The 12,340-nt window shown below is 70.7% G+C and carries 10 protein-coding genes and 1 pseudogene; 9 read left to right on the top strand and 2 right to left on the bottom strand.

The genetic code is table 11. The annotated features are described in order from the left end of the window. The first annotated feature begins 225 nt into the window (after positions 1-225). The 5 genes and pseudogenes from DEIPI_RS0110575 (at position 226) to DEIPI_RS0110555 (ending at position 4,651) form a co-directional block, all read left to right on the top strand. Positions 226-669 (top strand): hypothetical protein, encoded by a 444-nt coding sequence (locus tag DEIPI_RS0110575; protein WP_157463600.1) that lies wholly within the window; start codon positions 226-228, stop codon positions 667-669. A gap of 34 nt (positions 670-703) precedes the next feature. Next, positions 704-1,465: a hypothetical protein gene (locus tag DEIPI_RS0110570; protein WP_027481764.1), complete on the top strand. Its 762-nt coding sequence runs from the start codon at positions 704-706 to the stop codon at positions 1,463-1,465. 47 nt (positions 1,466-1,512) lie between these two features. Next, positions 1,513-2,307: a type III pantothenate kinase gene (locus DEIPI_RS0110565; protein WP_027481763.1), complete on the top strand. Its 795-nt coding sequence runs from the start codon at positions 1,513-1,515 to the stop codon at positions 2,305-2,307. Positions 2,308-2,394: 87 nt separating this feature from the next. Then, positions 2,395-3,513: pseudogene (dnaJ, locus tag DEIPI_RS30155) on the top strand (molecular chaperone DnaJ). Between the two features lie 175 nt (positions 3,514-3,688). After that, a complete protein-coding gene (locus tag DEIPI_RS0110555) occupies positions 3,689-4,651 on the top strand; it encodes a ribose-phosphate diphosphokinase (RefSeq protein WP_027481762.1) in 963 nt (320 codons plus the stop codon). Between the two features lie 168 nt (positions 4,652-4,819). Here DEIPI_RS0110555 and DEIPI_RS0110550 read toward each other — a convergent pair whose 3' ends face one another. Continuing rightward, positions 4,820-5,098 (bottom strand): DUF427 domain-containing protein, encoded by a 279-nt coding sequence (locus DEIPI_RS0110550; protein WP_027481761.1) that lies wholly within the window; start codon positions 5,096-5,098, stop codon positions 4,820-4,822. A gap of 100 nt (positions 5,099-5,198) precedes the next feature. On the opposite strand from DEIPI_RS0110550, the gene DEIPI_RS0110545 reads away from it, so the two are divergent. From DEIPI_RS0110545 to DEIPI_RS30150, 3 genes are all read left to right on the top strand, one after another. Beyond that, complete coding sequence (locus tag DEIPI_RS0110545; RefSeq protein ID WP_157463599.1) at positions 5,199-5,810, top strand: 1-acyl-sn-glycerol-3-phosphate acyltransferase; 612 nt, start codon at positions 5,199-5,201, stop codon at positions 5,808-5,810. Positions 5,811-5,884: 74 nt separating this feature from the next. Continuing rightward, positions 5,885-8,956 (top strand): alpha-amylase family glycosyl hydrolase, encoded by a 3,072-nt coding sequence (locus tag DEIPI_RS0110540; protein ID WP_027481759.1) that lies wholly within the window; start codon positions 5,885-5,887, stop codon positions 8,954-8,956. 109 nt (positions 8,957-9,065) lie between these two features. Beyond that, positions 9,066-9,554: a DUF2243 domain-containing protein gene (locus DEIPI_RS30150; RefSeq protein WP_045234082.1), complete on the top strand. Its 489-nt coding sequence runs from the start codon at positions 9,066-9,068 to the stop codon at positions 9,552-9,554. A gap of 54 nt (positions 9,555-9,608) precedes the next feature. Here the strand turns inward: DEIPI_RS30150 and DEIPI_RS0110530 are convergent, their stop codons facing one another. Continuing rightward, positions 9,609-11,405, bottom strand: coding sequence for an acyl-CoA dehydrogenase family protein (locus DEIPI_RS0110530; RefSeq protein WP_045234081.1), 1,797 nt, complete (start codon positions 11,403-11,405; stop codon positions 9,609-9,611). 148 nt (positions 11,406-11,553) lie between these two features. Between DEIPI_RS0110530 and DEIPI_RS30145 the strand changes: the two genes are divergently transcribed. Beyond that, positions 11,554-12,150: a TetR/AcrR family transcriptional regulator gene (locus DEIPI_RS30145; RefSeq protein WP_045234080.1), complete on the top strand. Its 597-nt coding sequence runs from the start codon at positions 11,554-11,556 to the stop codon at positions 12,148-12,150. The last annotated feature ends 190 nt before the right edge of the window (positions 12,151-12,340 follow it).

Raw genomic sequence — 12,340 nt, 5'->3', positions numbered from 1 at the left:
GCGGCCGTCCGGCCGTCCGACCCCGCCGCGCAGGCCGACCCGTCCGTCGGCACGGCGCAGGCTTCCCCTCCGCGCGCCACGGTTCCGGACGCCTCATCCGCACCCGAACCTCGCGCAGGCACCCTCCCTCCGACCCTGGATCCGATCGCGCCGTCGGCCCCCGAGGGCCCCGCGCCGTCGCAGCCCGAGAACGCCCCCCCGAGGATCGCGGGGACGCGCGACACGATGACGGACACGACGGAGACCCGGCCGTCGGGCGTGACGGACGCCTCCACGCCCGACGCTTCGGAGCCCGTGGAAGCGCCCGTGCCCGCCGTGCCCGAAGAGGCGGCGCGGTCGACGGACGGAGAGGAGGAGGCCGCGAACTGCGTCGTCGCCCTCGACGCGCGCGCCCTGGGAACGCCCGTCAGCCGTGGGGACCGTCTGGTGGTGTTCGACGAGCACGGTGAGCAGGTCTGGCCCGGTCCGGACGGAGTCTCGGCCCTGTTCGTGCGCGGAGACGCGGGCCTCGCGGGACTCGGCGACGTCACGGTCGTCGAGGCGTCCACGGCCGTCCGCCCGAACTTCGGAGGCGACCAGAACGTCGTCAACGTCGTGCTCAGCGACGTCGAGGCCGAGCGGTTCCGCTCGGCGGGAGAGACCTGCCGTCTCGCGTACGTGCTGCCCTAGGTTCCGCACTTCCGCTCCCCTCCAAGGAGGTTTCATGATCCGGTACGACCGTACCTCGCGCCGTCTCGCCGTCGTTCTGCTCGCGTCTCTGTCGCCGGGCGCCCTCGCCTGGGTGCCGAAGCTCGACGAGACGGCCGCGCGCGCGGTCGTGGACTCCGCCTACGACCGACGCGACGATCCCGTCCGCACCCTGCTCTCGCTCGACCTCACCGTCACGGACGGAGCGTTCGCGGCCGACCTCGCGCCCCTGGAAGGGTCGTCGGACACGACGACGAGCGGCGATCCGGGCCGTACGGTGCGCGCCTTCGAGGGCGGCGACGCCTGCGTCTCGAACTGGCTCGCGAGCCCCGACGACTTCGCCACGTACGGGAGTCGTCCCGTGAGCGTCACCCTGACGGGGCAGGCCGACGAGGCGTTCCTGCTCGCGCAGCAGGGCCGCGACGAGTTCCGCAACGTCACCGCCCGGGACGTCCTCGCGAAGCGCGACGGCGCCCTGCCCGACGGGCACCTGCGCGTGTACGTCGCGATGCGCGGCCTGGAGAGCGAGAAGCAGCGTGACGCGTACACCGTCGCGATCCGCGCGGGGCAGGGGCAGGTCGCGCGCCCCTACCGCCGCGGCTTCACGAACGACTGGAAGCAGGACGCGTCGGGCCGCTGGTCCGGCACGATGGTGTACTACTTCGACGCGCTGAAGGCGGGCGCGAAGCCCGACGGGACGCTCGACGTGCTGCTGCGCACGGAGGCCGACACGGACTGCGCCTTTTCCGTCACGGCGGACCTCTCGAAGTTCTACTGAGCCGCTCCCGTGGCCGGTCGGCACGCGCGCCCTGCCATAATGCGCGCATGTCGACCGGCCCCCTTCTCGCCGTGGACGTCGGGAACACGTCCACGGTCATCGGCCTCACGGACGAGCGCCTCTCGCTGGTGCACCGCTGGCGGATCCGCACGAACCGTGACCTGCTGCCCGACGATCTCGCGCTGACCCTGCGCGGCCTCTTCGACCTGTCGGGCGCCGCGCCGCCCGCGCGGGCGGTGCTGTCGAGCGTCGCGCCGCCCGTCGGGCAGAACCTGATGGTGGCGCTCGCGCGGCACTTCGGGGTGGAGGTGCTGGAGGTCAGCACCTCGAACCTCGCGGACGTGCGGGTGGAGCTCGACGAGCCCACGGCGATCGGCGCGGACCGGCTCGCGAACCTCTTCGGGGCGGAGCGTTACCTGGGGGAGGCGCCGTACGCGATCGTGGTGGACTTCGGGACGAGCACGAACTTCGACGTGATCGGGCGGGGGCGGCGCTTCGTGGGCGGCGTCCTCGCGACGGGCGCGCAGGTGTCGGCGGACGCGCTGTTCGCGCGCGCGGCGAAGCTGCCGCGCGTGAACCTCACGGCGCCCGCCTCCGCGATCGGGAAGAACACGGTGCACGCGCTCCAGTCGGGGCTCGTGTTCGGCTACGCGGAGATGGTGGACGGCCTGCTGCGGCGCCTGCGCGCGGAGCTCGACGGCGCGGCGGTGGCGGTCGCGACGGGCGGCTTCGCGCGGACGGTGGAGGGCATCTGCCGGGAGATCGACCACTACGACGACGACCTGACGCTGCGCGGGCTGGTGGAGCTGTGGGCGAGCCGGGAGGTGGCGCGCGGCGCCTGAGGGGAGCGCAGCGTTCGCCTCACATCCCTTGAGTCCGGTCGTGTAAGATTGTTGTGGTACCGGCCACGCCGGATGGAGACACGCTGCATGGACTACTACGAACTCCTCGGCGTCCCCCGGGACGCCTCACCCGAGGACATCAAGAAGGCGTACCGCAAGCTCGCGCTGCAGTACCACCCCGACCGCAACAAGGAAGACGGCGCGGCGGAGAAGTTCGCGCAGATCAACGCGGCCTACGCCACCCTCTCCGACCCCGACAAGCGCGCGCACTACGACCGCTTCGGCAGCGAACCCACGGCGGGCGGCATGCCCGGCGGCGGTTTCGGTGAGGCGGGCTTCGATCCCTTCGACCTCTTCGAGCAGATGTTCGGCGGCGGTCTCTTCGGCGGGCGCGGCGGCGGGCGGCGGCCCGCGCGCGGCGACGACCTCCAGACGGTCGCGCGCATCACCCTCGACGAGGCCCGCGACGGCCCCGAGATCGAGGTGGTCGTGGACCGCCTCGGCACCTGCGAGCACTGCCACGGCGAGCGCAGCTAGCCCGGCGGCAAGCCGCCCCGCACCTGCCCGCAGTGCGGCGGCGCGGGCGCGGTGCAGGCGCAGGCCCGCACGATCTTCGGCAACATCATGACGCAGCAGCCCTGCCCCACCTGCCGCGGCGAGGGCCAGCTCATCGACGACCCCTGCACGGTCTGCCGGGGGCGCGGACGCACCCTGCGCGAGGACCGCGTGAAGGTGAAGCTCCCGCGCGGCATCGACGAGGGCTACCGCATCCGCGTGGCGGGCAAGGGCCACGAGGGCCCCGGCGGTCCCGGCGACCTGTACGTGCACCTCGAACTCGAACCGCACCCCGAGCTGCACCGTGACGGCGACACGCTCATCCACGAGGCGAACATCGGCATCACGCGCGCGGTGTTCGGCGGACGGATGGAGGTGCCCACCCTCGACGGCCCCCGCGAGATCGAGGTGAAGGCCGGCACGCAGCACGGCGACACCGTCCGTCTGCGCGGGCTCGGCATGCCGCGCCTGCAGGCGGCGGGCACCGGGGACCTCGTGGTGGTCTTCAAGGTGCAGATCCCGAAGGCGTCGGGCCTGAGCCGCGCCGCGCGCGAGCACCTCGAGGCGTACGCGCGCGAGGTCGGCGAGGACGCCGACATCAAGGAGCCCGGCTTCTTCGAGAAGCTCGGCAAGGCCATCCGGGGCGACTGAACCCCCGCGCGTCCGCGTCACGGGACCGCCCGCTCGGCGGTCCCGTGACGCGTCCTTCGTCTAGCGCTCCCTCCCGCCGCCCGGTATGCTCTTACTTGCCTGCCGGGCGACCCAGCCGGAGCCCGGCGACAAGACGCTCATCGTTCACGTTCGACGGCGCGAGCCGGAGGTTCCCTTGCACACCAACACCCGACCCCTGCTGGTCTTCTCCGGGCAGAGCAATCAGGCGCTCGCGCAGGAGATCTGCGACCAGCTGGGCATCCCGCTCGGCAAGAGCGAGACCCAGCGCTTCACGAACGACAACCTCGTCGTCCGCTTCAAGGAGTCCCTCCGTGAGGCGGACGTGTTCATCGTGCAGAGCTTCAGCACGCCCGTCAGCGACAGCATCATGGAGCTGCTGCTGATGATCGACGCCGCCAAGAGCGCGTCGGCGGCGCGCGTCACGGCGGTCGTGCCGTACTTCAGCTACGCCCGCAGCGACAAGAAGGACGAGCCGCGCATCAGCATCGCGGGGCGGCTCGTCGCGGACCTCATCCAGGCGGCGGGCGCGGACCGGCTGCTCACGATGACGCTGCACAGCCCGCAGGTGCACGGCTTCTTCAAGATCCCGGTGGATCACCTGTCCGCCGAGGTGGTGCTCGCCAAGCACTTCGAGCAGACGGTGGACGGGGTGCACGACGGCGTGGTCCTCGCGCCCGACGCGGGCGACATCAAGCGCGCGTCGGCCCTGTCGCGCCGCCTCGACTCCGGGCTCGCGTTCATCGACAAGCGCCGCACGAGCGACACGACCGTGAACGCCCGCGCCCTCATCGGGGACGTGCAGGGCAAGAAGGTCTACATCGTCGACGACGAGATCAGCACCGCCGGGAGCCTCGTGGAGGCCGTGAACCTCGCGCGCGAGAACGGCGCCGCCGAGGTGTACGTCGCCGTGACGCACGGCGTGTACACGGGCCCCGCCACGGACCGCATCCGCGATCTCGACGTGGTGGAGGTGTGCAGCACGAACACCGTCGTGGTGCCCGAGTCGAAGGTGGAGGCGAGCGGCGGGAAGCTCAAGACGCTCACCGTGGCGCCCCTCTTCGCGAAGGCCATCCGGCACATCCACACGGGCGAGAGCGTGAGCACGCTGTTCGAGTAAACGCGAACAGAGACGCTCGACGCTCCAGGCCCGAACGCCCGGACCGCTCCGGGCGTGGGAACGCGAACAGAGACGCTCGACGCTCCAGGCCCGAACGCCCGGACCGCTCCGGGCGTGGGAACGCGAACAGAGACACGCGGAGGGAGCGGCCCGGCCGGGCCGCTCCTCCTATTCCACCTTCACGCCCTTCCAGAAGGCCACGCGGCCCTGGATCCGACGGGCGGCGTCCTTCGGTTCGGGGTAGTACCACGCGGCGTCGGGGTTGGTGTGGCCGTCCACGTCGAGGGTGTAGTAGCTCGCCTCGCCCTTCCAGGGGCAGGTGGTGTGCGTGGCGCTGGGGCGCAGCACGTCCTTGTCGACGGCGTCGAGCGGGAAGTAGTGGTTGCCCTCGACGACGACGGTGTCGTCGCTCTGGGCGATGACGCGTCCATTCCAGGTGGCTTTCATGTGGACCTCCACGTTCACGGTACGCCCGTGGCGCGCGGCGTGACTGTCGCCGTGTGCGCCTTGCGGGGCGGCGCTCACGCGTGCGTGCTATCAAGGGGCGGTGAAACGGCACGAGTTCGGGGTGCGCGCGCGGGGCTCGGGCCTGTCGCGGGTGCTGTCACGCGCGGTCCTGCGGCTGATGGGCTGGAAGGTGCGGGGCCGCTCACCGACCGCGCGGCGTTACCTCGTGGTGGCGGGGCCGCACACGTCGAACTGGGATTTCGTGATCTACCTGCTGGCGGCGGGCGCGTTCGGGTTCGACATGCACTTCATGGCGAAGGACTCGCTGTTCCGTCCGCCGCTGGGCTTCCTGGTGCGGCGGCTGGGCGGCGTGCCGATCGACCGTTCGAAGCGCGGCGACCTCGTGGGCGCGAGCGTGGAGGCCTTCGCGCGGCGCGACGACTTCGTGCTGGCGATGCTGCCGAAGGGCACCCGTGGGGCGCGTCCGGGCTGGAAGTCGGGCTTCTATCACATCGCGCGCGGCGCGGACGTGCCGCTCGTGCTGGTCAGCGCGGACTACGCCCGGCGCGAGCTGCGCGTGAGCGAGCCGCTGCCCCTGACGGGCGTGATGGCGGTGGACATGAGCCGCGTGCGCGCCTTCTTCGAGGGTGTGCAGGGCAAGCGCCCGCAGTTCAACGACGTGGTGAGGCTCGACGCGGAACCGGAGTCCTGATCCGCTTTGTGAAGATGGCGTTCAGGTGAGCGCAGTTGACGGGGAGCGCTCGGTCAGCGTCTGATGATGGGGCAATGCGACAATCGAGCTTCAGGCGCGCAGGCGCCTCCCTCCTGCTGGCCCTGGCCCTCGCGGCCTGCAACCGTGCTCCCGCTCCCACGCCTGGAACCGCCTCCAGTCCGGACTGGCGCGAGGAGAACATCTACTTCGCCCTGACCGACCGCTTCGCGAACGGCAATCCCGCCAACGACGGCGTCGGTGGCCGCGCGGGCGACGTGGCGGACCCGTCGAACCCCGTGGGCTGGCACGGCGGGGACCTCGCGGGCATCCGTCAGAAGATCGAGCAGGGCTACTTCAAGAAGATGGGCTTCACGGCCATCTGGATCTCCCCGGTGGTGCTTCAGGTCCCCGCCATCCCCGTGGCGGGCGGCCCGAACCAGGGCAAACTGTTCGCGGGCTACCACGGGTACTGGGCGGACGACTTCTTCGAGACGGAGCCGCACTTCGGGAGTCTGGACGACCTGAAGTCGCTGGTGGACGCCGCGCACGCGAACGGTCTGAAGATCATTCAGGACGTCGTGGTGAACCACGCGGGCTACGATTCCGCGCTCGTGAAGCAGCATCCCGACTGGTTCCACACGGGGGCCGACTGCGACGCCTCCGCCAACAAGGACCAGGACTGCGCCCTGGCGGGCCTGCCGGACTTCAAGCAGAACGTCCCGGCCGTACGTGACTACCTGAACTCCTTCATCGACTACTGGGTGAAGGAGACGAAGGTGGACGGCCTGCGCATGGACACCATGAAGCACGTCGACGACTCGTACTGGACGCAGTTCTTCGCGGCGGGCGGGCCGGGCGACCCGAAGAAGGTCTGGACCGTCGGCGAGGTCTTCAACGGGGACCCGTCGTTCCTCGCGAAGTACCTCGACACCCTCGGTTCGCCGAGCGTGTTCGACTTCCCGCTGTACTTCGCGATCAAGGACAACCTGTCGAGCGCGGGCGGGAGCCTCGACGCGATCGCGAACGTCTTCGCGCGCGACACGGCCTACAACGACCCGTCGCGACTCACGACCTTCGTGGACAACCACGACGTGAAGCGCTTCGTCAGCGAGGCCCTGTCGCGCGGCGTGAGCGAAGTTGGCGCGCGCGAGCGGCTGGATCTGGCGCTCTCGCTGATCTACACGTCGCGCGGCACGCCGAGCGTGTACTACGGCTCGGAGATCGGCATGGCGGGCGGCGGCGACCCGTACGACTACCCCATCGGCGGCAGCAACCGCGAGGACATGGACTTCTCGAAGGTGGACGCCTCTCCCCTGACGGCGCGCCTCAAAGCCCTCGCGGACGCCCGCGCGCGCTACGCGGCGCTCACGCGCGGCACGCAGCAGGAACTGTGGCGTCCGAACGGCGGGGCGCCCGTGTACGCCTTCCGCCGCGTCACGGGAGAGAAGCTCGCGGGCCGCACGAGCGATCCCGTCGTGGCGGTCATGAACGGAGGCGACACCGCGCTCGACCTGAGCATGCTGCCGGGCGGCGGCATCGGGCTGCTCGGGACCTTCGCGGGCGGCACGTTGACGGAGGTGACGGGGCACGCGTCCGACCTGCGCGTCGTGGACGGGAAGCTCGTCGGGACGGTGCCCGCCCGGACCCTGCTGGCCGTGTCGGGCGCGGCGGGCGCGGGCGGCGGGACCGTCACGAACCCCGCGCTGCCTGACCCCGCGAACGTCGCGGCGACCCCCGGCGACGGCGCGGTGAAGCTCACGTGGACGGCGCCCACGGGGACCGGCGTGACGGGCTTCCGGGTGTACCAGCGCCGCGCGGGGCAGAGCGCGTTCACGCAGCTCAACTTCGCGCCGCTGCCCACGAGCGTCACGACGTTCTTCGCGCGCGGGCTCACGAACGACGCCGCGTACGACTTCAGGGTGGTGTCGGTGGACGCCTCGGGGGCGGAATCCCCGGGGGCCACGGTGAGCGCCACCCCCTCGGCGGCGAACACCACGAAGGTGACGTTCACGGTGGACGCCGTGACGCAGGGCAACGGCGTGATCGAGCTGCGCCGTTTCGACACGGGCGCGCAGCTGGAGTACCCCATGCAGCAGGTGTCGCGCGGGGTGTGGAAGACCAGCGTGGACCTGCCGCTCTTCCGCGAGATCAAGTTCAAGTTCGGCAACGACGCCGCGACCGCCCGCAACAGCGGCTACGAGGGGCCCGGTCAGGGCGACCGGTCCTTCACGGTGGACGTGAACGGCGCGTACGAGGGCACGTACGACTTCATCGAGAAGCCGGTGCCCGCCGGGGTCGTGACGGGGAGCGTGACGGGCGCGGGCGCGGCCCTCGGGAACGCGTCGGTCGTGTCGAGCGTCACGCCGGAGCTGAACTACGCCCTCACCTTCGCCGACGGCACGTACGTGCTGCGCACGGACGCGGGCGCGCGGACCCTCACGGCGAGCGCCCCGGGCTTCACGTCCGCACAGCAGACCGTGACGGCCCCCGCGACGGGCGTGAACTTCAACCTCGCGCAGCAGACGGACAAGAAGTACGTGATCGACGGGAGCCTCTCGGACTGGACGGGCGTGACGGCCTTCACGAGCCCGGACGAGGGCGTCTTCGGCGCGGACAACAACTGGAAGACCCTGCGTGTGGACGGGGACGACAAGTACCTGTACCTCGCGTACGAGTACCGCGTGAGCGGCAACAGCGCGATCGCGTACCTCGACTTCAAGGCGGGCGGCATCACGAGCGCGCTGGGTCTGGACGCGTGGACGCGCAGGGCGACGTTCCCGAGCGGCGCGGCGGTGGACGCGTTCGTGGCGCGTTACGAGAACCAGTCGCCGCAGCTGCGCCTCGTGAGCTCGGGAAGCACCGCCACGACGCTCGTGAATCTGCCCGAGGGCAGCTTCGCGGCGGGCGGGACGCTGCCGGAGCAGACGGTGGAGCTCGCGATTCCCTGGACGGCGCTGGGCCTGAGCGGGAAGCCCGCGAACGTCGGGGTATACGGCGGGATCTTCGGCGGCGACAACTACGGCGCCGGGGACATCGTGCCGAACGCGACGAGCACGCCCTCCGCGAGCGGCAACACCATCGGGACCGACGGGGAGCAGCGCGCGGCGACGTTCGCCACGCCCTACGTCAAGTCCTTCGCGCCCTGAGCGGACACGGACGAGGGGAGGGCGCGGACCGTGGTCCGCGCCCAACTCTTTCGGTTCCCCTCAGGTTCTCGCAAGGGCGCGGGCCGCTCCGCCCCCGCACACTGGGCGCATGACGAACGCGGGGGTGCGGGACGCGGCGGGCACGAGGCGGCAGCTGTGGGGCGGCACGCTCCTCGGGGTGGGCTTCGGCGGGTTCTTCGACGGCATCGTGATCCACCAGCTCTTGCAGTGGCATCACTTCACGAGCCACCGGGAGCCGCCCGTGACGCTGGCCGCCCTGAAGGACAACACCTTCACGGACGGGCTCTTCCACTCGGCCATGTACGTCGTGGCGCTCGGTGGGCTCGCGCTGCTCTGGTCGGGCGCGCGGCGCTCGCGGCGGCTGATCCCGCCGGGCGCGCTCGTGGGTCTGCTGCTGCTGGGCTGGGGCGTGTTCAACACGTACGACAGCTTCGTGAATCACTGGGCGCTGGAGCTCCATCACGTGCGGGAGGTGGAGAATCCCCTGCCGTACGACCTGGGCTTCCTGCTGATGGGGTTCGTGCTCCTCGCGCTGGGGGTGGTCCTGACGCGCCGGGCGATGGCGGCGCGGTTCTGAACGAGGAGAGGGCGGCCTCCTCTGTGGGGGCCGCCCTCTGGTGCGCCGCTCGCCTTACGCGCGGGCGCGGGGGGCGGGGTAGCCCCGGCTCTCCAGCACGGCCTTCGTGACGTGGCGGCGCAGGCGGATGGTGTTGACCGCGTCGTGCTTCGTGAAGCGCTTGACGGCGCTGAGCATGACGCGCAGGTCGTCGCCCTCGGCGATCATGCCGAGCGCCTCGCGGGCGAGCGTGGCGGCCTTCTCGGCGGCCTCGTACGTGTAGACCTGGGTCATCTCGACCTGCAGCTCGGGGCTCCCGAGCTTGCGGGTGCGCAGCAGCGCGGACTCGCTGGCGAAGGCGAGCATGGCGATGTCGGCGACGCGCATCAGGATCTCCTGACGGCTCTCGATCTGCGGGCCGTACTTCATCGCGGCGGCGCCGGCGACGAGCAGGCCGAGCTTCTTGAGGTTCGCGATCACCTTCGCCTCGTGGGCGAGCGGGGTCTCGGTGTCGTCCTCGTCGAAGCTGAACTCCAGCAGTTCGGCCTGGAGCTTCTGAGCGGCCTGCATGAGGGGCAGTTCGCCCTTCATGGCGCGCTTGAGGAGCATGCTGGGGATCAGGAGGCGGTTGATCTCGTTGGTGCCCTCGAAGATGCGGTTGATGCGCGCGTCACGGTAGGCGCGCTCGATGGCGTACTCCTGGCTGTAGCCGACGCCGCCGTGGATCTGGACGCCCTCGTCGACGGCGTAGTCGAGCAGTTCCGAGCCGAGGACCTTGATGATGCTGGCCTCCACGGCGTACTCCTCGATGGCCTTGAGCTTGTCCGTGCCGCCGGCGATGGCCGCGTCGATCAGGCCGACGATGCGGTAGAGCGCGCTCTCCACGGCGTAGGTGCGCACGGCGATGTTGGCGAGCTTCTCCTGGACCGCGCCGAAGTTCGCGATGGGCTGACCGAACTGCTCGCGCTCCAGGGCGTACTTCGTGCTGAGCTCCAGCGCGTCCTTCGCGCCGCCGACGCCGCCCGCGCCGAGCTTGTAGCGGCCGACGTTGAGGATGTTGAAGGCGATCTTGGCGCCGGCGCCGACGCCGCCGAGGAGGTTCTCGACGGGGACCTTGACGCCGTCGAGGCGCAGCACGACGGTGCTCGACGAGCGGATGCCCATCTTGTGCTCCTCGGCGCCGGTGCTGACGCCCTCGAAGGCGCGCTCGACGAGGAAGGCGCTGAACTTGTTGCCCTCGGGGGTCTTGAGCTGAGCGAAGACGGTGAAGAGGTCGGCGATGCCGCCGTTGGAGATCCACATCTTGGAGCCGTTGAGGACGTAGTGGGTGCCGTCCTCGCTGAGCACGGCGGTGGTCTTGGCGGCCTGCGCGTCGCTGCCGCTGGAGGGCTCGGTGAGGCAGTACGCGGCGATCATCTCGGCGGTGGCGAGCTTCGGGAGGTACTTCGCCTTCTGCTCGGGCGTGCCGAAGTAGACGGTGGGGAGGCTGCCGATGGACTGGTGCGCGCCGTAGGTGACGCCGAAGCCGCCCGCCTTGGAGGTCTTCTCGGCGATGATGACGCTCGCGGCCTTCGGGAGGTCGAGGCCGTCGTACTCCTCGGGGATCTCGACGGCGGTGAGGCCGAGCTCGCCGGCCTTCTGCAGGAGGGCGCGGTTGAGGCCCTCCTTCTTGTTCTCGAGGTCGGTGATGACGGGCATGATCTCGCGGTCCACGAAGGTCTCGGTGGTGTCCGCGATCTGCCGGAGGGTGTCGTCGAAGTCCTCGGGGGTGTAGATGTCCTGCGGGGCGCTTTCCTGGATGAGGAAGCCGCCGCCCCTGATGAGCCTGCCCTTGGTCTGGTCCTGCGCCGCCTGGTCCTGGGTCGCCGTCATGCTGTGCCTCCGGTTGGAAATTTGTACCAAGTATAAATCAATTCGGCGTGGCCCGTGTGGGCAACCGTGTGCGGAGTCGCCGCCTGTCCCCCGCTCATCTGTGGGATAACACCTTGACCTTCCCTTATTAATGAGTAAATACTCACTCATGGCCAGACCTCAGACCATCACGAACGAGCAGATCCTGGCTGCCGCACGGGAGGTCTTCGCCGAGAACGGATTCAGCGCCACCACCGCCGAGATCGCCCGCCGCGCCGGCATCTCGGAGGGCACGCTCTTCAAGCGCTTCGCCACGAAGGAGGCCCTCTTCGAGGAGGCCATCGGCCTGCACGAGGCCCGCGAGTGGTTCGACCACCTGCGCCGCCTCGACGGCCACTGCGACGTCCGCGACACCCTGCGCGCCATCGGTCACACCTTCGTCGACCGGGGGCGCGAGCTCATGCCACGCATGCTGATGCTCTGGTCGCGCGGCCACGCCCCGCCCCTCCCCCACCCGCCCGACCACCCCGACCCCATGGGCGACGTCTCGCGCGAGATCGCCGCATACCTGCGCCGCGCGCGAGGCCACGGCGCCCTGCGCGAGGACACCGACCCCGACGCGCTCGCCGTCGCCTTCCTGGGGGCGCTGATGCAGTTCGTGATGCTGGAGATCGTCCGGCCCGACTCGCTCGGCGGGCTCGAGGCGCGCGGCTACGTCGACACCGTCGTGACCGCCCTGTGCGACGGCGCCGCCACCTCCTCATAAAGGATGACGCGCCCGGCGCACGACCGAACTACAGTCCCAGCAGGGCGTCGCCCCGCGCCATTCAGGAGATCCATGAACGAACCGAGACCCCAGCTCAGACCGGGCGCGCGCCGCCTGCTGACCGTCACGACGGCGCTGCTCGCCACGGGCGCGCTCGCGCAGGACGCCGCCCCCGCAGCCCTCACGCTCG

The organism is Deinococcus pimensis DSM 21231, assembly GCF_000519345.1.
In the GTDB taxonomy this organism is placed as follows: Bacteria; Deinococcota; Deinococci; order Deinococcales; family Deinococcaceae; genus Deinococcus_A; species Deinococcus_A pimensis.
The sequence above is the reverse complement of the archived record's forward strand: the minus strand, read 5'-3'. Positions and strand labels throughout refer to the sequence as shown.

Coding starts and splice junctions, on each gene's coding strand:
- DEIPI_RS0110575 (WP_157463600.1), top strand. CDS start 226: ATGACGGACACGACGGAGACCCGGCCGTCGGGCGTGACGGACGCCTCC.
- DEIPI_RS0110570 (WP_027481764.1), top strand. CDS start 704: ATGATCCGGTACGACCGTACCTCGCGCCGTCTCGCCGTCGTTCTGCTC.
- DEIPI_RS0110565 (WP_027481763.1), top strand. CDS start 1,513: ATGTCGACCGGCCCCCTTCTCGCCGTGGACGTCGGGAACACGTCCACG.
- DEIPI_RS0110550 (WP_027481761.1), bottom strand. CDS start 5,098: ATGAAAGCCACCTGGAATGGACGCGTCATCGCCCAGAGCGACGACACC.
- DEIPI_RS0110540 (WP_027481759.1), top strand. CDS start 5,885: ATGCGACAATCGAGCTTCAGGCGCGCAGGCGCCTCCCTCCTGCTGGCC.
- DEIPI_RS30150 (WP_045234082.1), top strand. CDS start 9,066: ATGACGAACGCGGGGGTGCGGGACGCGGCGGGCACGAGGCGGCAGCTG.
- DEIPI_RS0110530 (WP_045234081.1), bottom strand. CDS start 11,405: ATGACGGCGACCCAGGACCAGGCGGCGCAGGACCAGACCAAGGGCAGG.
- DEIPI_RS30145 (WP_045234080.1), top strand. CDS start 11,554: ATGGCCAGACCTCAGACCATCACGAACGAGCAGATCCTGGCTGCCGCA.